This is a genomic window from Halomicronema sp. CCY15110, assembly GCF_016888165.1.
GTDB lineage: Bacteria > Cyanobacteriota > Cyanobacteriia > Phormidesmidales > Phormidesmidaceae > Halomicronema.
Map to the genome: position 1 here is coordinate 1 of NZ_JACSWC010000370.1, position 24,113 is coordinate 24,113.

Sequence of the window (24,113 nt, forward strand, 5' to 3'; positions counted from 1 at the left end):
ACCAGGCATTCGACGTCAGCCTCTAAAACTCACTCCTTAAGGATATATGCATTTCCGCCATGCGGTACTAGACAACGCGGGTTAAATCTAGGTGTATTGTTATTGACAACAATGCGCTCAGGCGTCAAAGCACAAGGCTCAGAACCCACTGGTGCCGCGCACAATCTGGCCGCTGCGCCTATGTGACCCGCAGGATCGTAGGCGATCGCGGTGCTGGGCTAATAACGGTGCCCATAATGTTTATCCAGTCTTGATCCTGACCCTATGGCCCTGACCTTCTCCAACACCGTACAACAGCTGACTTATCAAAAAGTGGCTGACTATTTGAGGGGGTCGGAGCTGTTTCAGGCGGCGCTGCGCGAATATGGCGATCGCCCCAAATTTGACATTCTCTACGGGTCAGCGTTGATCGAAATTGAGGTGCTGCCGTGGGAAGTGCATCCGTGGGAGGCGGGCGATTTGGCGACGGTGCGGGCGACCAGTTGCGTCACCGTGGGCAGCACGTTGGAATGTGAATTGCTGCAGTTCTTGCTAACGGAAAATCGCCGGATGCGCTTTGGCGCGTTTCACTTGGACGATGCCGGGCAAGTCGTCTTTTCGGAAAGTGTGCTGGGCGGCGAAGAGATGTCGCTCATCGAGCTGCAAACTTGCATCCTTTCAGTCGTCACCATCGCCGATACCTACGACGACATCATTGCCGAGCGCTTTGGCGGCCAACGGGCCAGCGATCGCCACCCCCAAACCTTTGCCACCGAGGCAGGCTAAAGCCTCTACGGCATCGCCGTCATCGCCGTCGTCATGAATGTCTCACCTCTCAAGCCTGGGGTAAATGTTAGCGCTTGGCCGGAGATGGTGATTTCGTCGGTATAGCCAACGCCCACCACAGACGCGTCCCGCCGCCTCATCGTCAAGCGGGGCCGCAGGTCTCCGTCCCACGCAATTTCTGCATCTAACCCAAAGTTCGCCAACATCACGTAAGGAAACACCGCATTACCACCAGTGTTGACAAAGACTTTGAGCACCTGAGTCCCGTCCGACAGTTGGCCGATGTTCTGATAGCTGGCAAAGCGTTCTTCTCCGAACTGCTCCCAAACGGCGGTTGCCCGTCCCGCTTCATCCACGAACACATCGGCGTAAAACTGATTGGTATCGGCGGTGCTGCCCTCAATGTCGATCGCGATCGCCCCCGGCAACCGATCAGACAACCAGGGCAACATCGCTGTTACCGCTCGCGGGTTAGTCGGTTCACCCTGAAACGTGAAGGACGTTTGCAGCTCCGTCAACGCCGCCTCATAGTCCAGCTCGACATCTTGGCCCGCGATTGATCCGCCTTGATCAGCTCCGGCGACCAGATCAAGATTGACCCATCCCAATCCACCCACCCAGATAGTGACTACAAGACCCAAATAACTTAAATATTTATTTAGCTTCATTATATTCTGGCCGCCAAAAGGCTGTTTTTATTAAGAATTTAATTTCACTTTGCCATGGGTATTCAACAGTCAAATTCATCTCCCAAAACCGTTCATTTTTCGCAATATAGGCTTACGCTTCTTAGTTCGGTGAATTTTTTTGTGGAAGATAATCCTCCAGTTTATGAGAGCGTTATTGTGAAACTAAGCCAGTCAATGTGCTGGTCATTGATGCACTCAACTCTCCAGACGCTACGGGTGAGTGGGTGAAGTCGTTTCACCTCAATGGAAGGGGTACTTATGACCCAGAAAGTATTAGCGGGGCCTCGCAATGTTGCCATTGTTGGCCCCTACTCTAGTGGCAAAACCACCCTGTTAGAAAGTTTGCTGTATGTCGGTAAAGCCATTACCCGCAAAGGCAAAATTGAAGAGGGAACGACGCTGGGAGACGCCACACCGGAAGCCCGCGATCGCACCATGACCGTTGAGTTAAACGCCGCCAGCGCTGAGTATGGCGGCGTTCGCTTTAATTTTTTGGATTGTCCGGGATCAGTAGAGCTGCAACAAGAAACCGACAACGCTTTGATTGGGGCCGATGCTGCCATCATCGTGTGCGAAGCCGATCCGAGTCGGGTGTTGACCCTAGCTCCATTGTTCCAGTTTTTAGACAGTTTGGAAATTCCTCACCTGATCTGGATTAACAAAATGGATCGGGCCACAGCGCCGTTTCAAGAAGTTTTAGAAGCGCTGAAAACCGTCTCCAGTCGGCCCATTTTGCCTCAGCAATACCCCATTCGCGATGATCAGCAGCTGGTCGGCTTTATCGACCTCATCACTGAGCAGGCTTACCACTACCATGCCAATGCTCCTGCCGACCCCGTGCCCCTACCCGAAGCTTTGAAGGAGCGCGAACACGCCGCCCGCGAAGAAATGTTGGAAGCACTGGCCGACTTTGATGATCACTTGCTTGAAGAGTTGTTGGAAGAAGTCGAACCGCCGCAAGCAGAAATTGTCCGAGATCTGAAGCAAGATTTGGGCGCTGATCTCATCGTGCCCGTATTCTTTGGCATTGCATCCGCCGATTTTGGCACCCGTCCACTCTGGGATGCCTTAGTCAAAGAAGCGCCAGCAGCAGATGCTACGGCAGCGAATCGAGGGCTAGAAGCCGACGGTGACGAGACCTTGGCCCAGGTGCTGAAAACCTTTTACACCCCACAGGGCGGCAAGCTGTCGCTGGTCAGAGTTTGGCAGGGCAGCCTCACCGATGGCGATAGTCTGAATGGCGATCGCATGGGCGGCATTTATCAGCTCATGGGGCAGCAGCAAAATAGCGTGACCCAGGCCCAGGCGGGCGATATTGTGGCGATCGCCCGGCTCGACAGCGCCCTCACGGGTGCCACCCTGACCACGGACGGTGAACCCAGCATCGCACTGCCCACCGCCGCAGTCCTCGCCCCCGTGTACGCCCTCGCCATCACCCCCGAAAAGCGCAGCGACGAAGTGAAGCTGACCGATGCGCTCACCAAGCTGATAGAAGAAGATCCCTCCCTGCGATGGGAGCAGCACGGCGATACTCATGAAGTCATTCTGTGGGGCCAGGGCGAAGTTCACCTCAACATCACCCTGGATCGCCTGCGCCGTAAATACAACTTGCCAATGACGACCCACCTGCCGCGCGTCCCTTACAAAGAGACGATTCGCAAAGCGGGCAAAGAAATTCGCGGTCGCTATAAGCACCAAACCGGCGGTCACGGCCAGTTCGGCGATGTCTATCTCGACATTCAACCCCTCGACCGAGGCGCAGGCTTCAGCTTTGAGCAAAAGATTGTGGGCGGCGTGATCCCCCGACAGTACATCCCCAGTGTGGAAACCGGCGTGCGGGAATATCTGAGCCAGGGTCCCCTCGGGTTCCCGGTGGTGGATGTCGCGGTGACCCTGACCAATGGTTCCTATCACAATGTCGATAGCTCTGATCAAGCGTTCAAGCAGGCGGCGCGCATTGCCATGCAAGAGGGCTTGCCCCAGTGCGACCCCGTGCTGCTAGAGCCCGTGGACGCGGTGGAAATCTCGGTGCCGACGAGCTTTACCGCTAACGTGTTGAAACTCATCAGCACCCACCGAGGCCAGATTCTCGGCTACGAAGGCAAGGCTGGTTGGCAAGGTTGGGATGTGGTTGCGGCCTACATTCCCGAAGCGGAAATGCAAAAGCTGATTCTGGAACTGCGATCGCTCTCCATGGGGGTCGGCACATTCAACTGGCAGTACGACCATCTCAACCCGGTACCGGATGAGTTGCGCGATCGCATCCTGGCCGACGCCAGCCACTCGTGATGGTGTCTGTTTCCTGACCAGCGATTGCCAGTTCATCAACATCAAGCGCCTCTCCCTGGGGTGAGCAGTACCCCAGGGAGATTTTTTCGGGCTCCGGTGGGTCGTTCGCCTCTAGGCCAAGAGCGCCACCGCTGGAAACAAGCTGGAAAGTCCGCAAAAGCTGCGATCGGCCTTCCGTTGACGAAAGATTTCGCCTATGATAATTATTTGTGAATAAAACCGACCGTTTTGGAGAAGCTGATGCCTCGTCATTGTGATCTCACTGGCAAAAAGGCCAACAACGCCTTTGCAATTTCCCACTCCCACCGCCGTACCAAGCGCCTGCAAGAAGCCAATTTACAGTCCAAGCGGGTTTGGTGGCCCCAGGGTAAACGGTATGTAAAACTCCGCCTCTCGACTAAGGCGATCAAAACGCTGGAGAAAAAAGGTCTCAGTGCCATGGCTCGTGAAGCTGGCCTTGACCTATCGAAGTATTAATGGTTTCACCCTGACGGTCGGTGATAGTCATTCAAGTTCCCTAAGGGCATCGCTCCTTGAGGGAACTTTGTCTTGTCTAGCGATGTAACACTGTCCGCACCCATGATGTTGGCTCACCGGCAATGATGGCTCTGATCAGTCATGGCATCTTTCAGCGGGGGTGAGCGTCATCGAGTCCCCTGTTTTATCAGCCGTGACCAACTGTTTTGATCAGGGACTTCAATCTCAGCATGTCTTCTTCACCAGTGGGCGAAACGCAGTTATCGGTCTTACTCAGCACGCTGCGACCGCAGCTGCATCCAGCAACTTTCGTGTTTGCCACCCTACCAACGGCACAACTGCCCGAAGGATTGACGCCGATATGTCAGTTTCGTGAGGCGGAAGGTTGGACGCTCATTGTGCCCCAAGCGCAAGCAGAGCAGGCACAACTGCCCTATCAATACCCCTGCCGCATGATCACCCTGACGGTGCACTCTAGTCTGGCCGCCGTAGGTATGTTAGCCGCGATTACTCAGGCACTGGCGGCAGAGGGGATCAGTACTAACGTGGTGTCAGCCTACTTTCACGATCATCTTTTTGTGGCCGGCGATCGCGTTGAAGCGACCCTTCACTGCTTGGCCCAACTGTCAGCTTCATCAACTCGCTGAGCCCAGACCAAAGCGTCAGCCAGCAGTTCAATCACTAGCTGAGACATTCTCGTCTGATCGCAAAAGCTCCCCGCGACCTAGTCAAACCCATTGAGGTTGAGCGCGATCGCAGAGAGCTAGTAAATGATTGAGCAGCGCTGAGCATTCAGTCGCACACCGACTGTGGCCTGATGCTTGCACCATTTCGACAAATTAGTGCAGCGCCAAAAACAGGTTCCAGGCAAGCAAAGCGGCTGAAAACACCCAAAACAGATTGGCCAAAGATGACGAGGCGTCACTATCAGCCCGCATCTGATCAGCCAGCACAGCAACTTTCACCTCATCTCTGCCATTTTGGTAGCGGCTTGAATAACGCATGTTTAATTAACCTTTTTGGTCGATATGTTAATAATGTAACAAAAGCGTTACAAGATTGCCACTATTTCTCAGGATGCCACGGCAACATCACAGACAATCAGCATCCATCGTAGTTCTCGGATCGTGTCATCCCTAGCGGCTATGGCATTGGCGGTGCATCTGGGCGGTCATCGCCCAGCAGGACTTTTGAACATAAAAGGGGATCGCTTTGCAAGTAATTCAAAGTTTTGTTAACTTGCAAGTAGTTCGAAAAACTTAACTCAGTTATTAGGTATCTGAAATGACTAACCGTGTACTTGGTATTTTTCCAAAACCTCCTGAAATGCAGGAAATGTCTCGCGTGTACGACCTGAAATCACGCCTGGATTGGGGTGAACCGGCGCTGACGATTATTGATATTCGCGATCGCGCTTTGTTCAATGAGAGTCATATCATGGGCGCAATTTCTATGCCTATGGCTGAACTGCTGGAGCGCGTTCAAGCGGCTCTGGAATATGACCGCGATATTTATCTCTACAGCCACACTGACGAAGAAGCCACTACAGCGGCTCAGACGTTGCGCGATGCGGGTTACCAGAAGGTATCGGTTTTGCGGGGTGGGGTCGCCGCTTGGAAAGCCGCTAACTTTCAAGTCGAGACTGGCATGTCGGCGGTTTAAGGGCTGATGTCTTGGGGCAGTCCGCATTCGTGACTGCCCATGTAATAATGAGCATGACGAAATCACCGCCACAGGTTAATGCTCAAAAACATTGCCATATTGCAGCAGGTCGAGGGTGACTAAGGTGGGAATGCAAGCAAAGCATTCCGATGCCAGTTGCCCTCGACTTTCTCGTGTCAGCATATGAAGTAGCGATTGACGAATTTCGTGCAGAAACCGCACGTCATTAGCGGCATATCGTAGCTGGTCTTCCGAGAGGTTCATAACATTGCCCCAGTCGGAGCTTTGCTGAGTTTTGTCCAGTTCAACCCCAGTCATTTCCCTGACCAGCTCTTTGAGGCCATGTCTAGGACTGTAAGTGCGGATCAGCTTGCTCGCGACCTTGGTACAAAAGATGGGATTCACATCAATTTCCAAGTGATATCGCATCGTTGCCAGGTCAAAACGGGCAAAGTGGAAAATTTTGGTGATACCTTTAGCTTCCATCAAGCGTTTCAAGTTAGGGGCGGCTTGCTGACCCAGGTCGATCCGCACGACTGAGACATACCCGGCTTCATCACAAAGCTGCACTAAACAAAGCCGATCGCGCCAGGGCAGCAGACCCATGGTTTCAGTATCCACAGCGATCGCTGCTGCCGCCAGGTACCGCTCTAACAACTCATCCGAGAGGTCGCGATCGCACACCTCAAACATCTCTGGGGTTAACCCTTCACTCACGACAGATTCCCCAAGGCTTTAGCAACCGTTTGCACATCTTTGTCACCCCGACCCGAACAGTTAATGACAATCCGAGGATTGCCTGACAGTTGCGGACATAGCGTTTCTAAGTAGGCAAAGGCATGGGCGGTTTCCAACGCGGGAATGATGCCTTCAAGTTGCGACACGAGCTGTAGGGCATCCAGCGCTTGCTGGTCTGTAACGCTGTAGTATTCGGCTCGACCTATTTCTTTTAAATAGCTGTGCTCTGGCCCCACCCCGGGATAATCCAAACCGGCGCTGATGGAATGGGCTTCTTGCACCTGACCATTGCTATCTTGCAGCAGATAACTCATGGCCCCGTGCAGCACCCCAACTCGTCCCTGGGTGAGGGTAGCCGCGTGCTTGCCCGAGAGGACGCCTTCGCCCTCAGCTTCGACCCCAATCATCCGGATCGACGTGTCGCCAATGAAGTCATGGAACAAACCCATGGCATTGGAGCCACCGCCCACACAAGCCATCAAGATGTCGGGCAAGCCGTTCCACTTTTCCACACACTGCGATCGCGTTTCTTGGCCAATAATGGCGTGAAAGTCGCGCACCATCATCGGGTAAGGATGCGGCCCGGCCACCGAGCCTAAGATGTAATGGGTCGTTTCGACGTTGGTAACCCAGTCGCGAATGGCTTCCGAAGTCGCATCCTTGAGGGTGCCAGTGCCCGCCGTGACGGGACTCACCTCGGCCCCCATCAAGCGCATCCGGAAAACATTCAGCGCTTGCCGCTCCATATCCTGCACGCCCATATAAATGACGCACTTAATGCCAAAGCGGGCGCAAACGGTCGCCGTCGCCACCCCGTGTTGACCCGCACCCGTTTCAGCAATGACTCGCGCTTTGCCCATGCGCTTGGCTAGCAGCACCTGACCCAGCGCATTGTTGATCTTGTGCGCTCCGGTATGGTTCAGGTCTTCGCGCTTTAAATAAATTTGTGGACCGCTGCCGTCGGGACGGGCGTAATGGGCCGTCAAGCGTTCGGCAAAGTAGAGCGGCGTGGCACGGCCCACATAGTCTCGCAGCAGGCCATCCAGCTCGGTCTTAAAGTCTTCGGTGTCGCGATATCGATAATATGCCTCTTCCAGTTCGGCAAGGGCTGGCATCAGCGTTTCGGGCACATATTTGCCCCCAAACTGCCCAAACCGACCGAGCGGATCTGGGCGCATCGACAGCGATAGCGCCTCAGCCGATAACTGGCTAAGGGAAGTGGGCTCAACGTTGGAAGGAGAAAGCGGCGTCTGAGTCACAGGTTTTAAGACGATAGAACAGCGACAGTGGCTCTCATTATAGAGAATTGCGTGAGTCTCTTTCAGGCGATATGAGTGTAAGCAAACAGAAAACGGGGCAGCGAGTGGTCGACAGACCGGGGGCAGAGGCCGCCCGTCGGGAATCCCTGTGATTGGCGCTGGGTCGATCGCTACCCGTGCATGTTGCCCTATGGGTTCTTTGGAGAATTGCCAATGATGCCAGTTGCTCAAGCACAGCCTTCATTCACCGCACTTACACCCGTTTAGCCGAGGCGGCGATCGCCGTCATCGCAGGGAAATATGTGTTGTTTGCCGCGATGCACCTTGCCGTTTTTGACGACTCGTGGGGAGTCACTGGCCGGACATGGCAGGCAGTGCGAAGACATCGGGCCTTGAGAAACTATCACCAGCCACACACATCAAGTTGGTGGCAGTCGGCGCATCGGTTAATGGCCAGATATCCTTACCTTTTAAGGACTCCCAGGGTTGGCGATGGATCAACGCAACTGGCAAAACTTTCGCGAGTTGTCGAATTCTGGATCTTGCCAGGAGTAGGCAAAGTGGCTCACCGAGTTGATTTGGGGCGTCGCTTGGCGAATCGCCTGCATCTGCGCTTCTAACGACGGACGATTGCGGAAAGATTGGCCCCAGGCTCCAGCCAGGGCCGGCTTCACGAATTGCGCTCCCTGTGGCCCCGCCGCTGCCAGCACCCGGCGAATTTCATCCACAATGCAGCCAGTATGCCCACACACCCCATAGGCCATGGGGTGCCAAGACATCCAGGTCGGAAAGCGATCCCAATATTGCAAGCGCGAGTCAAAGCCATTCCCCACGGTCTGATTGCCCAATGGAAAGAAGACTGCCCCGGTGCGCAAGCCCTGTTGCTGAGCTAGTTGTCCAGCTTCAGTGAGGTAGTCCACCACGCCCTGCACCGCATGGGCCACGGTCAATTGCCACAGCTCCCGTTGCAAGGTGGATAACGGGGCGGGGGCGGTGTTGCCTTTTTGATCCGACGGGACCCGACTCTGCCACAGGGGCTCGGAGTCGTTGGGATAGGCCTGTCTGGCCGCTTCCAAATCATTGGGCGATAGCTGTCCACTGTCCAGGTAGCGCTGGATTAACGACAAGCCTTGAGCATTGGTGGCTCGCCGCAGCAACGCGTTGCGGGACGCCTCTCCATGAATCCACAAGTCGGCGACTTCATCCGCCACTGAGTAGCCGCCGGTGCCTCGGGGATACCGGATGTAGTCAAACAAAATACCTTGGGGGCGGCGCTCGGCCACTTCCGACAGCACGACTTGAAAGTGTTGCCGTGCTTCCAAGCTGTAGGGATCAACAAAAACCTCATGGGCATTGCTGCTCAGCCCGCTTTGGGCAAAGGTGTGAGTGTCTTGGCCGCGCCCGTTCATGGCGAGGGTACGGCGCTGTTGCGGGTTGAGGGTGTAGGTGTAGCCGAAGTTCAGCGCAAACATCCAGGCATAGGTGTCCAACCCTCGGGGGGTGGCTTTGGCGATCGCTTCCGCCAGCAAGTCACGCTGCTCATAGCCGGGAGCCTGCACTACCGAAGGCCACACGGTGGGATTATCCGCCTTGGGCAGCAACACCATGCCGCTATAAAACGCTTCTGCATAGACCTGGTTGTAGCCCATGTTAGCGATGCGATCGAGCACCGCCTCTAGAATGCCGGGCTGCAAATCGCAGGGATAAAGTCGGAGCCAAACGGCTTGTTCGCGGGGCCAATTGGCGGCCCGACATTGGGCCAACGCCCGGGCGTGTTCTGCCACTAAAGCGTCATATTGGCCCTTGGCCTGCGCGTCATTATTTTCAAATGCCGCTCGGCGCAAGGCCTCTTTGCGGGAGGCGTCGGCCTGCGAAATTTGACAATAGCTGTTGAGCTGGATAGCACTGGCGCGCCTTGGCAAGGTGGCCTCTAGGGTCATGACGCTGCCTAACCCCGTCGCGATCGCCGCCAAGAGTGACGCCTTTACAGACCCTAGAAATGTTCGTCGCAAATTCTTCATGCCCATCCCGTGGTCGTGTTCATCCTGTCCCGGTAGACGTGATCGATACCCACCGCGTTTCCCATCATTTGGCCGTGAGCAATTCAACAATATTGTGGGCCATCTTAATAGCTACACAGACTTCCCGAGGATGCTCATCCCCACGAACCAAAACGCCGCAGAACGGGCAGGTGGCCCTTGGCCTTGCCCAATCGGTCAAAATCGATGCCCCATTCTAATCGGGCACGCTGAAATTGCCCTCAGCATCGCCAGCATCACTCGTTGACTCTGCATCGTTGCCTTGGCTAGCTTCAGCCAGTTCTAGTTGGGCTAATAAAGCCCGCAACCGCATGCGTTGAATGTGGGGCCAGCCGCCGCTGAGTTCGATATCGCGGAGCAGGGCATACAGTCGTTGGCGATTGGTCGGTAATGCATCTTGAAACCAGGCATCACGAATCTGACTATGCAGTTCCTCTAATAACCGCAACAGTCCTAACAGCGCAATTTCGTCGCCGGTGCGGGCGATCGCCGCTTGCTCCGACGCCTGCGCGAGCTGCTTGAGGTCATCCGACAACTGGTCAAAGTCAATATCAATGCGATCGCCCATTGTGCTTACTTCCCACTCAGCCTAGTTAGTCAAATCTCACCTACTGTATCGGTTCCTCTCCCAACATCCAGAAATTAATCTCGTTTACACTTCTTAACCTTAAGGTCTGAATCTTGCGACTCTACCGTGCTCCGTCGCTGAGCCATGTAGAATGCTAACTTGAGGCTTTGGATCGCACCCTTACACGGCTCCAGATCGTTCCCAGGTATCCCATCTTTGGGACTCTTTATGAGGGCACTATCCCCATGTATTCCTGGCAGGGTTCCCAGCTGAGCTCATTGGGCTTGCGATCAATCCATAAGACTGCTCCGGCAGTTTGCCAAAGCCGGATTAATATTCTGCTCCGACAGAACTCCATTTCATACAGAGACTCTATTGCTTTTGAGGTTGACCATGAGGTATCGCGCGCTCATTGTGGCTTTCCTGGCTGTGTGCTTGGGATTTGTAACCGCTTGTAGTAGTGGCCCCGTCGCCACCGCTGACGTTCCCCTAACCTATGACGAGATCCGTAATACGGGGCTGGCAAATAAGTGCCCTCAGCTCTCAGAGACCGCTCGGGGGACGATTCCAGTCAATGCTGGTCAGTCTTATCAACTGTCTGGTCTATGCCTAGAGCCGACTAGCTTTTTCATCAAAGAAGAGCCGACTAATAGCCGCCGCGAAGCGGAATTCATTCCGGGCAAGTCATTAACTCGCTACACCTCTTCCCTGGATCAAGTACGCGGTGATCTCGTACTCGAAGATGATGGCAGTCTGACCTTTCTTGAAAAGGGCGGCATCGATTTCCAAGCCATCACCGTTCAACTTCCCGGTGGCGAACAAGAACCGTTCCTCTTCACCATCAAAGGATTGGCAGCCCGTTCGCAAAGCGACCTAAATGCGCTCACGACTTACACTGACTTCGAAGGTGATTACCGCGTTCCGTCCTATCGGACTTCTAACTTCCTTGATCCGAAAGGGCGTGGTTTGGCAACAGGCTATGACACTGCGGTTGCACTGCCAGCACGTGGTGATGAGGATCTGCTGCGGGAAAACACCAAAGCCTTCGATGTTTTAGAAGGTCATATTTCTTTGATGGTCTCTAAAGTTAATCCTGAAACTGGTGAAATTGGTGGCACCTTCGAAGCAATCCAGCCTTCTGACACTGATATGGGCACTGCGGAGCCTGTAGACGTCAAGATTCAAGGAATTTTCTACGGCTATCTAGAAGAAGGGTTGGACGAAGCCTAACCTAAGTTACAGTCATTCCAGCTTGCAATTCCAGCTTGCATAAGCTTGTTCAATGAAAAAGGAGGGGCTGAATCAGCCCCTCCTTTTTCGTGTTGTGATTTTGCTTGCTGATATAGCAATCCCATGATCAAAGCGTTTTACGATCGCCTCCGTGAGGCGGGTAAACCGATGAAAGTAGCCCGATGCGCAGCGGCTCGAAAGCTTTTACACCTGGACTGGGTCGTGGTGAAGAAAGGACAGCCGTTTGATCCTGATTACAGGAAAGAGCCTTACCCAGCTTGACATCTGACTACCGTATCTTCGCTAGCTTAGGGCCAAAAAGAGCCGTTAAACGTCTCCTCACAGCTGCTAATTAAAACGATGAAGGCTACAACCATATTCAAATAGCGGCAACCTTCAAATCAAGGAACCTGCCCCAACCGCCCACCAGCTGCCGCAAGTTGACTCTGTCAACACTCTGTCAACGATCAACTGAGTCATTAAGGATTCTGGGAAGGCAATTAAACGGCTGCGGGTGATTGCTGAGTTTGCTTCTCAGGAATGTCCGTATATTTTTCGACGATTTGACGAAATTCATCGCCATCCATCGTTTCAATTTCCAGCAGCCGATCCACCAGATAGTCAATCAGTTCCCGATTGTCGCTTAATATGCTCCGAGCGCGATTGTAAGCATGTTGAGCGATCGCCCGCACCTGCTTATCAATCTTGGCCGCCAATGCCTCCGAATATTCGGAGCGGGGCATCATGTTGCGCCCCAAAAAGACCTCGCCACCCATACTTTCTAAGGCAACTGGTCCCAAGTCAGACATCCCGTATAGGGTCACCATTTGCCGGGCCAGGTTGGTCACCTGCTTAATGTCACCGCCAGCCCCGGTGCTGACTTCTAGGTCGCCAAAGACTTCCGCCTCAGCGGCCATTCCCCCCAGGGCAACGGTAATGCGATCAAGCAGCCAGTTGCGCGTGTACAGACCACTGTCAATGACATCTTCGTCCGGTAAGGACTGGGTAAAGCCTTCCACCCCGCCGGAACGGGGAATAATGGTGACTTTATTCAGGGAATCAGCGTGCTCTAGCAGCGTCGTCAGCAACGCATGTCCGACTTCGTGGTAGGCGGTCATTTTCTTGCGATTGCTGTCGAGCAGCGGCGTCAGGCTCAGGCCAATGGTCAACCGATCAATGGCATCTTCCACGTCTTGCATGGTGATAGCATCCTTGCGGCGACGAGCCGTGAGAATGGCCGATTCGTTCAACAAGTTGGCCAACTCAGCCCCGGAGAAGCCAGGGGTGCGGCGGGCGATCGCTTCCATCGACACGCCATCGGCAATCTTTTTGTTGCGGGCATGTACCTTCAAAATTTCTAGGCGACCCCCATAGGTGGGTAGATCGACCATCACCTGGCGATCAAACCGTCCCGGTCGCATCAGGGCCAGATCCAGCACATCTACCCGATTGGTCGCGGCAATGACAATGACGCCACTGTTGCCCTCAAAACCGTCCATCTCGGTCAGCAACTGGTTGAGGGTTTGCTCACGTTCGTCGTTGCCACCGCCGATGCCCGTGCCCCGCTGCCGTCCCACGGCGTCAATCTCGTCGATGAAGACGATACAGGGAGCATTTTCTTTAGCTTTTTTGAAGAGATCGCGAACTCGGGAAGCGCCCACCCCGACAAACATTTCCACAAATTCGGAACCGGAAATGCTGAAGAAAGGTACTGCCGCCTCGCCCGCGATCGCTTTGGCCAGCAGCGTTTTCCCCGTACCAGGAGGACCGACTAGCAATACCCCCCGGGGAATTTTGGCTCCGATGGCCGTAAACTTTTCCGGATTCTTGAGAAACGAGACAACCTCTTGCAGTTCTTCCTTGGCTTCTTCGATGCCTGCAACGTCGTCAAACTGCACACCCGTTTTGGCCTCCATCTGAAACCGCGCCCGCGATCGACCAAAACTCATGGCCCCGCCCGCATTATTCGCCGTCCGCCGCAGAATGAGCAATAAGCCAAACAGCAGCAACATGATCAACAACGTGTTGGTGGCAATCCAAGCGAACGCATTGCCGCCCCCCTCGGGTTCGATCTCAACATCCACGTCTTGGGCGCGCAGTCGCTGAATCAGCTCTGGATTGTTGGCATCCCCCTCAAACAGCACCACTTCCTGAGGCGGGTCTTCTTCACCATCGCTTCTCAGCACAACATCAGCAGTATTGGTATTGGGGTCGATATCAACCTGCTCAACCTGTCCAGAGTCAACCAATTCTAAAAATTCGCCATAGGTCAGCTGGTCGTCTTCTTCGGTCTGTGCCAACACTGGCGGCAAAGCCGCCAAGCTCTGCATCAAAAACCAGGTCGTCGTCAACAAGCCAGAAGCTGTTACCTGAGCAGTCCGCCGGAAAAAAGAGGGTTGACGCAAACGGTTTGCCATAAAACGTGCCTTTAATCTTCGTATCTGCGAGAATTCGTCCATCCCTTGAATCAGGGGGAAATGAGTTGTCAGCGCTGAGAAAGCCTGATCATCCCCTAGTGTAATCGGTCTGCCCTAGACTGTGTCGCAGTCTAAGCAGTTGCAGCTGAGCGCACTGACCGCCGCCGAAAACTGATGGTGACCTCCCGCCTGAAATCTGACGTGGCCCCCGGGCTCAACAGCCCAGCTTTACCGAAACTTCATGGCCTTTCACACCCTCTTCATCCACCCTTGATTCATCAACGTCTCCGGATGTTTACCATCAACTGATAATGGGAATAGACCGCGTAGCCGTCGTGACGACGGAGCAAGGAGATGCCCAGGCATGAACCGACAACTGAAGCATTTTTGGCAAAAGATAGCGGGCCTCGTAGCGGTAGAAGTACCGACAGCAGTGGCAGCGTGCGAATTTGACTGCCGAGAGCTGAATTGTGACGCCGAGCGGTGGACCCATTGTCCCCGCCGCCAGCAAACAGAACTCGCGATCGCTGACTCGCTTCCAGATCAGCAATCGCGCTAATCCGCCAGCGCTCCGGTCGTGCCTAGACTGCCAAGTGTTGTCGCACCGCGGCCGCAATGTGATCAGTCCAGTGATCGACTAAGGGCTGCTGTTCCGCTTCGACCATGACGCGAATCAAGGGCTCAGTGCCCGATGGCCGCACCAACACACGCCCCAAGGCTCCCATGTCGGCTTCGGCTTGGGCGATCGCTTGCACCACCGGGTCACAGGTTTGCCAGTTTTTACGGCGATCGCGATCCTCAACGCGAATATTGTCCAACCGTTGAGGATAGGTGGTGAAACTTTGATCCACCAGGGCCGCCAGGGAACCCCCGACTTGTTGTACCAAATCGGCTAGGTGTAGTGCCGTCAAAATGCCATCGCCCGTCAGGCTGTAATGGTGGCAGAGAATATGGCCAGATTGTTCACCGCCCAGCTTAGCGCCCCGGTCAATCATTTCTGCATGGACGTGCTGGTCGCCGACTTGGGTGCGCAACAGCTCGCCGCCGAGAGCGTTCCAAGCCCGCTCAAAGCCGAGATTCGCCATCACGGTGGAAATAATCAGGTTATTGGGCAAGCGCTGGGCATCTTTCAGCAGCTTGCCCCAGAAATAGAGGATGTAATCGCCATCCACAATCCGCCCTTGACCATCGACCGCAATCACCCGATCGGCATCGCCGTCAAAGGCAAAACCAATATCGGCTTGATGCTCGCGGACAGCAGCTTTGAGTGGCTCTAAATGGGTCGAACCACAGTTGACGTTGATGCGATCGCCATCGGGTAGACCATGAATGCCAATGACTTCTGCCTGAGTGCTGTCAAAAGCCTGTATGGCAATGCCAGCCGCCGCGCCCCAGGCCATATCCAACACAATCTTCAAGCCGCTCAAATTGAGATCGGGCAAGGGCTGACGCAAAAAGTCGAGGTACTGACCCACCAGCTCTGGGCGATGGTGCCATTGTCCCCAGGCCCTGACGGGGGTGGAGTTAGGCACTTCTAAACCCCGGAGTGATCGCTCAATGTGCTGCTGCACAGCGGTCGGCAACTTTGTGCCCTCAGGGCCAAAAAACTTGATGCCATTATCTTGGGGCGGGTTGTGGCTGGCGGAAATCATCACGCCCCCAATGGCCCCTACCGCTGGCGTTAGATTCGCCACGGCGGCCGTCGGACACAAGCCTAAATTCCATACGTCTAAGCCCGCTGAGGTGAGGCCCGCCGCCAGGGCTGATGACAGCATATGTCCGGAGTTGCGGGAATCTTGACCTAACAAAATCGGTCCCTGAGTGCCAGAGTGCTGTTGCAACACCCGGCCTGCCCAGTAACCAATTTGGGTCGCCAGGGGCGCATTCAAGAGCTCACCGGCCTGCCCGCGAATGCCATCGGTGCCAAATAATTGGGTCTGGGGCAAGTCCAAAGTCTGCCAGCCCAAGCCTGGGGGCCGCAACAGATGCTGGCGACTCGCCGGTCGCGCTGGAATGCTTACCATAAAATTGACTCCTCACACACTCATCAGTGGAGAATACCACCTCTGCTTAACAATCTGTAGTTTGCTGGCAGAATGCTCGATCTGATCAGAGGATGAAAGGGTTCACCTATTGATGGATCGATGCCTTTAGAACCATCGCCGACTGACGATGCTCAACTCCATACCGGTATCCAGCAATTTAATCAGGGCGATTATTACGCTTGCCACGACACGCTGGAAGCGATTTGGATGGCAGCCGAGATCCCTGAAAAGCCATTTTTTCAAGGCATTTTGCAGCTAGCGGTCGCGCTCTACCACCTTGGCAACCATAATTGGCATGGCACTGCCATCTTGTTAGGCGAGGGCCTCAGACGGCTGGAACCCTTTGAACCTAAGTATCGCGGCGTCGATGTAACGCCGTTGCTGGATTGCGCCAGCGCTTGGTTAGAGGCGGTGCAACAACTTGGAGTTGAGCAAGTGGCGAAGCTGGCCGAGGCTTTGCAACAAAGTCAACTCGGTCACCCTACGACGCTGGCTACCATCTCTTTACCACAGTGGCGAATTCACTATGATGCCCCTGCCGATCAACCAACAGATTGAATGTCATCAAGTGTCTACATAAACGGCAGAATGGATCAGCGATCGCATAAAAATTAATACGGATGCGATGCCGCTCGTGGGAACTGAGAATAATGAGATTGCGTCTTAAACAACTACTATGAGAGACGGAGAATGGTGGGTCAGGCGGGAATATCAACCATGAGGCATACGCAATATTTCAGGCGGAGATGGCGATCGCTGGCGGCGGTCGTTACCCTCGGCGGTTTGGGATTTTGGTTGGCGATCGCGCCAGTTCCCCATCCGCAGGCACTGGCACAAACAGCGAGTCCCGGCGTCATCACCCTGCGAGCCGACATCCAAGAGGCCAATGCCAATACCGGGGTGATTGTGGCCCGAGGCAATGTCCGCATTGATTATCCGGCCCGTGATATTGTCGCCACCTCGGCCCAGGCGCAATACTTCAGTAACGAAAATCGGATGATCCTCAGTGGCAATGTCGTGGTGCTGCAAGAGGGCAATCGCCTCCAGGCAGAAGTCGTGACTTACTTGGTAGATGAGGGGCGCTTTATCGCGATGCCCCAACCCAATGAACAAGTCGAAACGACCTACATTATTCAAGACAATCCCACTGCCCAACCGGGTGACGGCACGGCAACCGATGAGGCTCCGACGGGAGCGGCTGATGCCATCACACCCGACGAGACCCTGCTAATCGCGCCTTTAGAGCCGCCAACGTTACCCGATACGGAGTGATGTGGGGCGATCGCTTTGCGCCATTTTCTGAGCATCGTTGCTGAGTGGTGATGGATGGTAATGCCTCAACGCTGGCAGACATCGCCTGGTTAACTGGGCATAGTCAATGAGGGTGGGGGCGATCGCGACCAGTCGCCTACCAATAAAACACAGGGGCTCGTCACCACCACCACCTACTGTCTCGCCCAGTTATCTCGCCCAAGTCCAGCCGCGAGCAGCGCCTGACTAACAGCGACATTTCCTGTCATCAAGGGAAAGCGCTTTGATAAAATTTGAGCCAAGCCTTGACCATTCCTCTGGATACCCAGTCCCTTGAAAATCATTCTGGAAAATGTAGAAAAGACCTACGGCAAGCGGCAAGTCGTGCATCAAGTGAGCTTGTCAGTGGGCCAAGGCGAAGTTGTGGGACTATTGGGGCCAAACGGCGCGGGCAAAACCACCACTTTTTACATGGCCACTGGACTAGAGCGTCCTGACATGGGTCGGGTCTGTCTAGATCAAATTGACATCACCGACCTGCCCATGCACCAAAGAGCTCGCCTGGGAATTGGTTATTTGGCCCAAGAGCCGAGTATTTTTCGTCACCTGTCGGTGCAAGATAACCTGCTATTGGTAATGGAGCAAACGAGTGTACCCACTCACCTGTATCACGCCAAACTCACCAAATTGCTCAAGGAGTTTCGCTTGGAAACCGTCGCTAAAACCCAGGGAAACCTAGTGTCTGGGGGGGAACGCCGCCGCACTGAACTGGCCCGAGCTCTGGCCGCCGGGGAAGAAGGTCCCAGGTTCCTGTTTCTGGACGAACCCTTTGCCGGGGTTGACCCCATCGCAGTGACCGAGATTCAAGGGATGGTGGCGCAGTTGCGCGATCGCGACATTGGCATGCTGATCACTGACCACAACGTGCGGGAAACGCTCCAGATTATCGATCGCGCTTACATCATGAGCGAAGGACGGATTCTCGCCTCGGGCACGGCTCAGGATCTATACAACAATCCTTTAGTTCGGCAACATTACTTAGGGGAGGATTTCAAGCTCTAGATTTGCCTGGTTTGCTCCATCCTTTCAACTTGCATCCCTCCTAATTTCCCTATGGACACGCCTTTTTCTAAATCCACCGTGCCGCAGCCCTTGCGCAATCCTCTTGATTGGTTGCAAGTTTCCGTCATGGATGGGTACATCATGCGCGAAATTCTCATGCCATTCTTGTTTGGCGTGGGAGCTTTTTCGTCCATTGGCATCTCAGTCGGCGCGCTGTTCGAACTCATTCGTCGCGTCACTGAGTCGGGGCTCTCCATTGGGTTAGCCATGCAAATCTTTGTGCTGAAGCTGCCAGAATTCATCGTCCTGGCGTTTCCGATGTCTACCTTGCTGGCGACGATGATGGCTTACAGCCGCCTCTCAGCAGACAGTGAACTCATTGCGTTGCGCGGCTGTGGCGTGAGCATTCGACGCATTATTGCGCCGGCAATTGTTTTTAGTATTGCCGTGACTGGGGTGACCTTTGCCTTTAACGAAATGATTACACCAGCCGCCAACTATCAGGCGGATATCACCCTCGATCGCGCGCTCAATTCTGATCGCCCCCCCTTTCGCGAACGCAATATTCTCTACCGCGAGTTTGAAGATATTGCTGGCGATGATGAGCAGCGCATGAAACGCTTATTCTATGCCGAACGTTTTGACGGCGAACGAATGTATGAGGTTACGGTGCTGGACTATTCCCAAGCTGGATTAAGCCAAATTGTCAGTGCTGATTCCGCCATCTTTGATATCGACGAAAAAACCTGGGACTTTTATGAAGGCACCCTTTACGCAGTGTCGCCGGACGGTTCATTTGGTCAAACCATCACCTTTGATACCCAAGAAATTCAGCTGCCCAGTACGCCATTCGATATCGCCAATCGCACCAAAGGTGACGAAGAGATGAATATCGCTGAAGCTTCGCGATATCTCGACGAAGTCATCATGAAAACGGGCGATGAAAAGGAAATTCGCACGTTCAAGATCCGGATTCAGCAAAAGTATTCGTTACCGTTTGTCTGCGTCGTGTTTGGCCTCGTGGGGGCTGCGCTCGGTGTGCGGCCTCAGCGGACGGGTAAAGCCACCAGCTTTGGTATTAGTGTCGTCATTATTTTCAGTTACTACCTGATTGCTTTTATCTCGAATGCCATGGGCGAAGTGGGCATCTTCTCGCCAGTCATTTCTGCTTGGCTACCGATTTTTCTGTTTCTCGGCGTCGGGGTGCTCCTCCTCCAGCAGACCTCAAATTAAACCTTACGGCGTTTTCAAGCTGCTGGAGGGGAAGTTCTGACCACCGAGGGTGACGCCAAAGCCACCAACTTAGATCATTGAGAATCAAACTAAGTTGGGAGAGCCGTCTGGGCTGCCCTAGTCCATGGGGATGTAGGTAGGGGCGACGTTTTCTGGCCGATAGCCCGCGGCAATGCAGGTCGCCAGCGAGTCTTCTGTGGCAGATCCGACTGCATCAGCGATGCCAGTCACGCAGGCGGCGTAGCGCTCTGGCAAAATGGTGCGATGGCAATGATCCAGCACGGACTGGGAATCGGCCACGACCAAATCGCCATGGATGGTAGCCACACAAGAGGCGACTTCGTCCGGGCGACGATCGCGACTACAGGCCGATAGGGCAGCAGTTGGCGTCACATCGGCAGCATTCAGGACACCCGAAACACAGCCCGACACTTCCGTGGGGCGATAAGCATTGGCGCAGGCGATCGCTGCGGCCTCAGCGCTCACCCCGGCATCCAGCAACTCACTGGCGCACGCTCCATAATTTTGATCCGTGGCTTGGGCTTGGGCGGCGGTGGCCAGAAACGGCAGCGTACTGGCGGATAATAAGGCTCCCGCGACAAACGGTATCACGGGCCACTGGAAAAGTTGCACAGTCCGAGAAGAATAAATCATGACAGAAGATTAACGGTTTTATCAGTTGATTAACAGTTGAATTAGGCCCTGTCAGCAAAAATTAAGGCTAATTTACGATATTTGAGGTCTGCCGTTGCAAAAACCTCCTCCCTATTCCACCACAAACCGACCAGTTTGAAATGAGGACGACGGCGCTAATCTTCTACAGTAGAAGATAACTAACACGTTACCTACGTAAACCTGAGGGTATCTCGCTATGCATTTGAGTGACGTAACTCACCCGAACCAGCTTCACGGTTTGTCCCTTCATCAACTAGAGCAGATGGCGCGACAAATCCGCGAGAAGCACCTGGAAACGGTCGCCACTAGCGGCGGCCATTTGGGGCCAGGTTTGGGAGTCGTCGAACTGACATTGGCACTGTATCAAACGCTCGATCTGGATCATGACAAGGTCGTTTGGGATGTGGGCCATCAAGCTTATCCCCATAAGCTCATCACAGGACGCTACAACGATTTTCATACCCTGCGGCAAAAAGACGGGGTAGCGGGCTATCTCAAACTTTCCGAGAGTCCGTTTGACCACTTTGGTGCGGGTCACGCCTCAACGAGTATCTCAGCCGCTCTGGGGATGGCCTTGGCGCGCGATTTACAGGGCGAGGATTTCAAAGTTGCCGCCATTATTGGCGATGGGGCACTGACCGGGGGCATGGCCTTAGAAGCCATCAACCATGCGGGGCACCTGCCCAATACGCGCTTGCTGGTGGTGCTGAACGACAATGAAATGTCGATTTCGCCGAACGTCGGTGCCATCCCCCGTTATTTGAACAAGATGCGCCTCAGCCCGCCGATGCAGTTCCTCACTGATAATTTGGAAGAGCAGTTCAAGCATCTGCCGTTTGTGGGGGATTCTCTCACTCCCGAACTGAGCCGCGTGAAAGAAGGGATGAAGCGGTTGGCGGTGCCCAAAGTCGGGGCAGTCTTTGAAGAGTTGGGCTTCACCTATATGGGACCAGTGGATGGTCACAATCTGGGTGAACTGATCAATACCTTTAACGAAGCGCACAAGATTGAAGGGCCAGTGCTGGTGCATGTGGCCACCGTGAAAGGGAAAGGCTATGCGATCGCGGAAGAAGATCAAGTCGGCTACCATGCGCAGAATCCGTTTGACCTAGCCACGGGCAAAGCCAAGCCTTCGAACAAGCCGAAGCCGCCCAAATATGCCAAAGTCTTTGGCAACACTCTGACCAAAATTGCGACCGACAATCCTAAGGTCGTGGGCATCACGGCGGCGATGGCGACAGGCACCGGGCTCGAGATTCTGGCGGACAAGCTGCCCAAGCAGTACATTGATGTGGGCATTGCCGAACAGCACGCTGTCACCCTCGCGGCTGGCCTTGCAGCGGAAGGGATGCGGCCCGTCGCAGCAATTTACTCCACCTTTTTGCAGCGGGCATTTGACCAGATTATTCACGATGTCTGTATTCAGAAGCTGCCTGTCTTTTTCTGTCTTGACCGCGCGGGCATTGTCGGCGCTGATGGCCCCACCCACCAGGGCATGTATGATATTGCCTATCTGCGATCGATCCCCAATATGGTGCTGATGGCTCCGAAGGATGAAGCCGAACTCCAGCGCATGATCGTGACGGGCATCGACTACACCAATGGTCCGATCGCAATGCGGTATCCACGCGGCAATGGCGTCGGTGCCCCGCTGATGGAAGAGGGCTGGGAGGCACTGCCCATCGGCAAAGCCGAACTGCTGCGAAGTGGTGACGATGTGTTGATTTTGGGCTACGGCTCGATGGTATATCCCGCCATGCAGACTGCTGAAATTCTTAGCGAACACGGCGTCCAAGCGACCGTGGTGAATGCCCGCTTTGCTAAACCGATTGATGAAGAGCTGATTTTGCCGTTGGCGAAGCAGATTGGCCGAGTCGTCACCATGGAAGAAGGCTGCACAATGGGGGGCTTTGGAACTGGCGTCGCGGAGGCTCTGTTGGATGCGCAGGTGCCCGCTCAAGTTGTCCGGCTGGGTATTCCCGATGTGTTGGTGGATCATGCCACTCCAGATCAGTCTAAGGCCGCGTTGGGCCTGACCCCGTCCCAAATGGCTAGTACCATTCTCGAAAAGTTCCAGATGTCAGAGCTGTCGGCCACTACTTTGCAGAAGACCTAGTGGTCGGCGATCGCTGAGCATCAGACTCACAACGATATCAGGCAAGTGGGGGCGAGATGATCGCCCCCTTATTTTTGAGAATTTGAGCAACGTCAATTCGACTGACGCTTTTTGCCCTCTCTCCAAACCTCTCTCCCGAAGGGAGAAAGGCTTCAAACCCTGATGCCCTGGTGAGAATCTTGCAAATTCAGAGGACTCTGCGAAAATTTTCAACGTTTCGTCGAACTCACGTTGAGCCATGTGAGCGATCGCCCCTGACGTGCCCTTCCTATTGCCGCAGCAGGATACCAGCCATCGCCGAAAACACATCAAGCGAAACCAGCTTGGGTGACCGGCAGGGTCACCACAAACTCGGTACCTGCAGACACAGCGCTGCTAAAAGTCAGGGTGCCATGGTGAATGTCAGTCACAATGCGGTAGCTCGTTGCCAGCCCCAACCCTTTGGCTCCGACTGGCTTGGTGCTAAAAAACGGCTCATACACCCGATGTTGAATCTCGTCGGGAATGCCACAGCCGGTGTCAGCGATCGTAATCTGTACTTGATCGGGGTTGAGCTGTTGCGTCTGGAGCGTGATACACGGAATCACACGCGCATCGTCATCCGGTATGGGTGACTCCCACAGGGCATCAATACTGTCGATCGCATTCTCCAGCAAATCTAAAAACACTTGCCCAATGAGTTTCGCCTCACAAGCGACCGGCGACAACGATCCGTAGTGACAATCAACCCTAATTTCTGGGCGCTGATGGCTTGGCCGCAAACGCGGTTTGAGCAAGATCAAGAGACTATCTAAAGTTTGATGCAAATCAATTGCTTTCACCCCCGCTTCGCCATGATGCGAGAAGGTTTTGAGCGCCTGCACAATCGTGCCGATACGCTCAGCTCCCACTTGCATGGAACTCATCAAACTAGGCAAATCATCAAGCGCAAAGTCAATTTCTTCTGCCTCTGGGTCAGGAATTGCCGTCGGTGTGGCAGCGCGATATTGCTGGATAGCCTGCTTCAAAGTCTGAAAATAATCCTGTGCGTGGGACAGGTTGACAGAAATAAAGCTGACTGGATTATTGATTTCATGGGCGACCCCGGCAATGAGATTTTCTAACGCCGCCATTTTTTCTTGCTGGATAATCTCGGCCTGATTTTCCTTCAAATATTGCAGAGCAGTCTCCAAAACTTGGTTCTGACTGACGAGCTGCTGATTGAGTTGAGCAATGGCTAGCTGAGTACGAATGCGACTAACAATTTCGGCTTGCGAAAAGGGCTTAGACACATAATCTACCGCCCCCAAGTCAAACGACTTGACTTTAGCAGCAACAGCATCGAGCGCACTTAAAAAGATGATCGGAATATCACGGGTTGCCTCGCAGTCTTTTAAGCGACGACAGACCTCATAGCCGTCCATTTCTGGCATGTTGATGTCAAGTAAAATCAAATCCGGGAGATTGGCCTGCACTGCCATCAGGGCCATACTGCCGCTCACCGCTTGCCGCACGGCAAAGCCTTCCTCCTTCAACATTTCAGACAATAACTGAATGTTTTCGGGCACGTCATCCACGATCAAAATGCTGTCTGCTACGTCCCCTGCCATCGCCCTTAA

23 protein-coding genes are annotated in these 24,113 nt (G+C 54.2%); 12 read left to right on the forward strand and 11 right to left on the reverse strand.

The window, feature by feature from the left end:
* The first annotated feature begins 264 nt into the window (after nt 1–264).
* Nucleotides 265–765: a YbjN domain-containing protein gene (locus JUK32_RS17645; RefSeq protein WP_204140181.1), complete on the forward strand. Its 501-nt coding sequence runs from the start codon at nt 265–267 to the stop codon at nt 763–765.
* A gap of 5 nt (nt 766–770) precedes the next feature.
* Here JUK32_RS17645 and JUK32_RS17650 read toward each other — a convergent pair whose 3' ends face one another.
* Nucleotides 771–1,433, reverse strand: coding sequence for a hypothetical protein (locus JUK32_RS17650; RefSeq protein ID WP_204140182.1), 663 nt, complete (start codon nt 1,431–1,433; stop codon nt 771–773).
* 279 nt (nt 1,434–1,712) lie between these two features.
* On the opposite strand from JUK32_RS17650, the gene JUK32_RS17655 reads away from it, so the two are divergent.
* From JUK32_RS17655 to JUK32_RS17665, 3 genes are all read left to right on the forward strand, one after another.
* Nucleotides 1,713–3,743: an elongation factor G gene (locus tag JUK32_RS17655; RefSeq protein ID WP_204140183.1), complete on the forward strand. Its 2,031-nt coding sequence runs from the start codon at nt 1,713–1,715 to the stop codon at nt 3,741–3,743.
* A 240-nt stretch (nt 3,744–3,983) separates the two neighbouring features.
* Entirely contained in the window at nt 3,984–4,220 is a 237-nt protein-coding gene (gene rpmB / locus JUK32_RS17660; protein ID WP_204140184.1) for a 50S ribosomal protein L28, read from the forward strand.
* Nucleotides 4,221–4,450: 230 nt separating this feature from the next.
* Complete coding sequence (locus JUK32_RS17665) at nt 4,451–4,867, forward strand: ACT domain-containing protein (RefSeq protein WP_204140185.1); 417 nt, start codon at nt 4,451–4,453, stop codon at nt 4,865–4,867.
* Between the two features lie 192 nt (nt 4,868–5,059).
* On the opposite strand, the gene JUK32_RS17670 is transcribed toward JUK32_RS17665, so the two are convergent.
* Nucleotides 5,060–5,224 (reverse strand): hypothetical protein, encoded by a 165-nt coding sequence (locus tag JUK32_RS17670; RefSeq protein ID WP_204140186.1) that lies wholly within the window; start codon nt 5,222–5,224, stop codon nt 5,060–5,062.
* A 280-nt stretch (nt 5,225–5,504) separates the two neighbouring features.
* Here JUK32_RS17670 and JUK32_RS17675 point away from each other — a divergent pair, with 280 nt between their 5' ends.
* Nucleotides 5,505–5,882 (forward strand): rhodanese-like domain-containing protein, encoded by a 378-nt coding sequence (locus JUK32_RS17675; RefSeq protein ID WP_204140187.1) that lies wholly within the window; start codon nt 5,505–5,507, stop codon nt 5,880–5,882.
* Nucleotides 5,883–5,957: 75 nt separating this feature from the next.
* Here the strand turns inward: JUK32_RS17675 and JUK32_RS17680 are convergent, their stop codons facing one another.
* The 5 genes from JUK32_RS17680 to JUK32_RS17695 form a co-directional block, all read right to left on the reverse strand.
* Nucleotides 5,958–6,575, reverse strand: coding sequence for a ribonuclease D (locus JUK32_RS17680; RefSeq protein ID WP_204140245.1), 618 nt, complete (start codon nt 6,573–6,575; stop codon nt 5,958–5,960).
* Nucleotides 6,576–6,595: 20 nt separating this feature from the next.
* Complete coding sequence (gene trpB, locus JUK32_RS17685) at nt 6,596–7,879, reverse strand: tryptophan synthase subunit beta (protein ID WP_309224570.1); 1,284 nt, start codon at nt 7,877–7,879, stop codon at nt 6,596–6,598.
* A 263-nt stretch (nt 7,880–8,142) separates the two neighbouring features.
* A complete protein-coding gene (locus tag JUK32_RS28075; protein WP_255538286.1) occupies nt 8,143–8,265 on the reverse strand; it encodes a hypothetical protein in 123 nt (40 codons plus the stop codon).
* Between the two features lie 111 nt (nt 8,266–8,376).
* Entirely contained in the window at nt 8,377–9,900 is a 1,524-nt protein-coding gene (locus JUK32_RS17690) for a hypothetical protein (RefSeq protein WP_204140188.1), read from the reverse strand.
* 214 nt (nt 9,901–10,114) lie between these two features.
* Complete coding sequence (locus JUK32_RS17695) at nt 10,115–10,486, reverse strand: hypothetical protein (RefSeq protein ID WP_204140189.1); 372 nt, start codon at nt 10,484–10,486, stop codon at nt 10,115–10,117.
* A 393-nt stretch (nt 10,487–10,879) separates the two neighbouring features.
* Here JUK32_RS17695 and JUK32_RS17700 point away from each other — a divergent pair, with 393 nt between their 5' ends.
* The gene (locus JUK32_RS17700) at nt 10,880–11,716 is read left to right on the forward strand and encodes a photosystem II manganese-stabilizing polypeptide (RefSeq protein WP_204140190.1); all 837 of its coding nucleotides are present in this window, start codon (nt 10,880–10,882) and stop codon (nt 11,714–11,716) included.
* Nucleotides 11,717–12,216: 500 nt separating this feature from the next.
* Here JUK32_RS17700 and ftsH read toward each other — a convergent pair whose 3' ends face one another.
* Nucleotides 12,217–14,133 carry an ATP-dependent zinc metalloprotease FtsH gene (gene ftsH / locus JUK32_RS17705; protein WP_204140191.1) on the reverse strand — a complete coding sequence of 639 codons (1,917 nt, stop codon included), beginning with the start codon at nt 14,131–14,133 and terminating at the stop codon, nt 12,217–12,219.
* A 364-nt stretch (nt 14,134–14,497) separates the two neighbouring features.
* On the opposite strand from ftsH, the gene JUK32_RS17710 reads away from it, so the two are divergent.
* Nucleotides 14,498–14,692: a hypothetical protein gene (locus JUK32_RS17710; RefSeq protein ID WP_204140192.1), complete on the forward strand. Its 195-nt coding sequence runs from the start codon at nt 14,498–14,500 to the stop codon at nt 14,690–14,692.
* A 22-nt stretch (nt 14,693–14,714) separates the two neighbouring features.
* On the opposite strand, the gene glmM is transcribed toward JUK32_RS17710, so the two are convergent.
* A complete protein-coding gene (gene glmM, locus JUK32_RS17715; protein ID WP_204140193.1) occupies nt 14,715–16,157 on the reverse strand; it encodes a phosphoglucosamine mutase in 1,443 nt (480 codons plus the stop codon).
* 120 nt (nt 16,158–16,277) lie between these two features.
* On the opposite strand from glmM, the gene JUK32_RS17720 reads away from it, so the two are divergent.
* From JUK32_RS17720 to JUK32_RS17735, 4 genes are all read left to right on the forward strand, one after another.
* The gene (locus JUK32_RS17720; protein WP_204140194.1) at nt 16,278–16,736 is read left to right on the forward strand and encodes a DUF309 domain-containing protein; all 459 of its coding nucleotides are present in this window, start codon (nt 16,278–16,280) and stop codon (nt 16,734–16,736) included.
* A 159-nt stretch (nt 16,737–16,895) separates the two neighbouring features.
* The gene (locus JUK32_RS17725; RefSeq protein ID WP_204140195.1) at nt 16,896–17,450 is read left to right on the forward strand and encodes an LptA/OstA family protein; all 555 of its coding nucleotides are present in this window, start codon (nt 16,896–16,898) and stop codon (nt 17,448–17,450) included.
* A gap of 312 nt (nt 17,451–17,762) precedes the next feature.
* The gene (gene lptB / locus JUK32_RS17730; RefSeq protein ID WP_204140196.1) at nt 17,763–18,491 is read left to right on the forward strand and encodes an LPS export ABC transporter ATP-binding protein; all 729 of its coding nucleotides are present in this window, start codon (nt 17,763–17,765) and stop codon (nt 18,489–18,491) included.
* 51 nt (nt 18,492–18,542) lie between these two features.
* Nucleotides 18,543–19,724, forward strand: a complete 1,182-nt coding sequence (locus JUK32_RS17735; RefSeq protein WP_239112795.1) for an LptF/LptG family permease — start codon at nt 18,543–18,545, stop codon at nt 19,722–19,724.
* Between the two features lie 117 nt (nt 19,725–19,841).
* On the opposite strand, the gene JUK32_RS17740 is transcribed toward JUK32_RS17735, so the two are convergent.
* Nucleotides 19,842–20,378 carry a hypothetical protein gene (locus tag JUK32_RS17740; protein ID WP_204140197.1) on the reverse strand — a complete coding sequence of 179 codons (537 nt, stop codon included), beginning with the start codon at nt 20,376–20,378 and terminating at the stop codon, nt 19,842–19,844.
* A gap of 217 nt (nt 20,379–20,595) precedes the next feature.
* Here JUK32_RS17740 and dxs point away from each other — a divergent pair, with 217 nt between their 5' ends.
* Nucleotides 20,596–22,515: a 1-deoxy-D-xylulose-5-phosphate synthase gene (gene dxs, locus JUK32_RS17745; RefSeq protein ID WP_204140198.1), complete on the forward strand. Its 1,920-nt coding sequence runs from the start codon at nt 20,596–20,598 to the stop codon at nt 22,513–22,515.
* 308 nt (nt 22,516–22,823) lie between these two features.
* Here dxs and JUK32_RS17750 read toward each other — a convergent pair whose 3' ends face one another.
* Nucleotides 22,824–24,104 (reverse strand): sensor histidine kinase, encoded by a 1,281-nt coding sequence (locus tag JUK32_RS17750; protein WP_204140199.1) that lies wholly within the window; start codon nt 24,102–24,104, stop codon nt 22,824–22,826.
* Between the last annotated feature and the right edge of the window lie 9 nt (nt 24,105–24,113).